This is a genomic window from Kribbella sp. (assembly GCF_035655035.1).
In the GTDB taxonomy this organism is placed as follows: domain Bacteria; phylum Actinomycetota; class Actinomycetes; order Propionibacteriales; family Kribbellaceae; genus Kribbella.
Genome location: NZ_DASRVN010000216.1, coordinates 1 through 2,497, shown reverse-complemented (window position 1 = coordinate 2,497; position 2,497 = coordinate 1). Strand labels below are relative to the sequence as shown.

General features: G+C 71.9%; 3 protein-coding genes. All 3 read right to left on the bottom strand.

The features are described from left to right. Positions 1-332 (bottom strand): proline racemase family protein (locus tag VFF46_RS12430; RefSeq protein WP_325037241.1); only part of this gene is annotated, 332 nt, incomplete at its 3' end. Positions 333-339: 7 nt separating this feature from the next. Further along, positions 340-1,242 carry a dihydrodipicolinate synthase family protein gene (locus VFF46_RS12425; protein WP_325037240.1) on the bottom strand — a complete coding sequence of 301 codons (903 nt, stop codon included), beginning with the start codon at positions 1,240-1,242 and terminating at the stop codon, positions 340-342. After that, positions 1,239-2,497 (bottom strand): (2Fe-2S)-binding protein (locus tag VFF46_RS12420; RefSeq protein WP_325037239.1); only part of this gene is annotated, 1,259 nt, incomplete at its 5' end. The genes VFF46_RS12425 and VFF46_RS12420, both read right to left, overlap by 4 nt.

Below are 2,497 nucleotides of genomic sequence, written 5' to 3'. Positions count from 1 at the left end.
GTGACGGCGACCATGCCGGACTCGACCAGCACGGTCGCGACCCCGATCGTCCCGTGGCCGCACATCGGCAGGCAGCCGGAGACCTCGATGTACAGCACGCCCCAGTCCGCGTCGGACCGGGTCGGCGGCTGCAGGATCGCGCCGCTCATCGCGGCATGCCCGCGCGGCTCGTTCACCAGGAACAACCGCAGGTCGTCCAGGTGCTTCACGAAGTACTCGCGGCGCTCCGCCATCGTCGCCCCCGGGACCACGCCGACCCCGCCGGTGACGACGCGGGTCGGCATGCCCTCGGTGTGCGAGTCGATCGCGCTGATCGTCCGAACGGACCTCATGCCGGCCTCATCTCAGCGACTCCACTGCCTTCTTCATGTCCTGCTCCAGTTGCGCGACGTGCTCGGGGACGAGCGGCCCGCGCGGCGGCCGGCACGGTCCACCGAACCGCCCGACGTAGTCCATGCCGTACTTGATCGCCTGCACGAACTCGGTCCGCGAGTCCCACCGGAACGCGGCGACCAGCGGCTCGTACAGCGCCCGGGCCTCCTCCAGCTTGCCCTGCGTGGCGAGCTCGAACAACCGCGCCGATTCCTTCGGGAACACGTTCGGGAAGCCGGCGAACCAGCCGGTCGCACCCATCAGCAGGGCCTCGAGCGTCAGGTCGTCGGCGCCCGCGATCACCGCCAGGTCCGGCGCCAGCTCACGGATCTCCAGGATCCGCCGGACGTCGCCGGAGAACTCCTTCACCGCGACCACGTTCTCGATCTGCGCGATCTCGGCGAGCAGGTCCGGCGTCAGGTCGACCTTGGTGTCCAGCGGGTTGTTGTAGACCATCACCGGCAGCCCGGCCTTCGCGACCTCGGTGAAGTGCGCGAGCACCTCGCCGCGGTTCGCCCGGTACATCGTCGGCGGCAGGCACAGTACGCCGTGGGCGCCGTCCTCGGCGGCCTTCTCCGCCCAGGCGCGGGCCTGGTGCGAGCCGACGCCGTGCACGCCGACCACCACGATCCCGTCGTCGCCGACGGCCTCGATCGCGGTCCTCGCCACGGCGCGGCGCTCGTCGTCGGTGAGCGACGAGTACTCACCGAGCGACCCGTTCGGCCCGACGCCGCGGCAGCCGTTGTCCACCAGCCAGCGGCAGTGCTCGGCGTACTTGTCCAGATCCGGGCGCAGTCCGGCCGGCGCCGTCGCGTCCGCGACGTACGGGAGGGCGGTCGCGACGATCACGCCGTCCAGCTTCTCGGTCATTGTTCCTCCATCGTTTCTGCTGATTCAGCGACGCGGTCGTGCTCGACGTCCTGGTTCACGCGCGCGACGTCGGCGGCTGCCAGGTCCCGCAGCCGCACCGGCACGGCGATCGGTCGTTTCATACTCGGACTCGGTACCTCACCCGGGCCGGCGAGCAGCGCGGCGACGGTGCGCGAACACACCCGCCCCTGACACATGCCCAACCCCGCCCGGCTACTCAGCTTCATCGCACGCCCGTCTGCCAGCCCACGGGTGGAGGCGGCGTCCTCCAGCTCTCCGCGCGTCACCTCTTCACACCGACACACGATCGTCGCCGCCGTACTCCAGCTCTTCCACCCATCCCGCACCGGATAAGCCCGAGCCAACACCCCCGCAAACCGCCGCCCCCTCACAACCGCCGGATCCACGGCCCCCGCCGCATCCGCAGCCCCGTCCTCAACCGCCGGACCCGCAGCCCCCCTCGCGACCGCCGCATCCGCAGCCCCGTCCTCAACCGCCGGATCCACGGACCCCTTCTCGACCGCGGAATCCGCGGTCGCCTGCGCAGGCGGTTCGGCCGCCGACGCGACGTACCGCGCAGCGGACGCCTCGGCCAGCGCGCCTTCCGCCGCCGACCTGACATACCGCTCAGCGGATGCACCACCGAGCGTGCTTTCCGCCGGGGACGTGGAGTGCCGCGCAGCGGAGGGATCGGCGAGCCTGGTCTCCGCCGCCGACGTGACGTGACGCGCGGCGGAGGTGCCGGCGACGGCTCCCTCCGCGGCGGAAAGGGCGGCGCCGCCGATGCCGGTCAGTTCGCCGGCGGCGAAGAAGCCGGCGGCGCTCGTCTGCTGGTTCGCATCGACGGAGACCGCAGGGCCACCGTCAGGACCCGTGGTCAGCGTGCAGCGGGCGGAGACGGCGAGCTCGAGGTTGGCGGTGAAGCCGAAGCCGACACAGATGGCGTCGACAGCGACGCGGCGTCCGCTGCCAGGGACCGGGCGCCAGTCGTCGTCGAGGCGGGCGATGGTCGCGGCCTCGACTCGATCGGCGCCGTCGGCGGCGATCACGGTCCAGCCGTGGCGGAGCGGGATCCGGTGCCGCGCAAGCAGGGCGCCATACCCGGCGGCCTCCCGAAGCTTGCTCGGGGCAACCAACGGGTCGCTGGACCAGCCCTTCCGAACGGTCCGCAACGAGTTGGCCTCGAGCAGTCCGATCACCTGCGCGCCGACACCGAGCAGGGACTCGGCCACCGGCAGCAGGAACGGGCCCGTAC

Excerpts from the sequence above, each read along its gene's own strand:
- VFF46_RS12425 (WP_325037240.1), bottom strand. The coding sequence starts at position 1,242 with ATGACCGAGAAGCTGGACGGCGTGATCGTCGCGACCGCCCTCCCGTAC.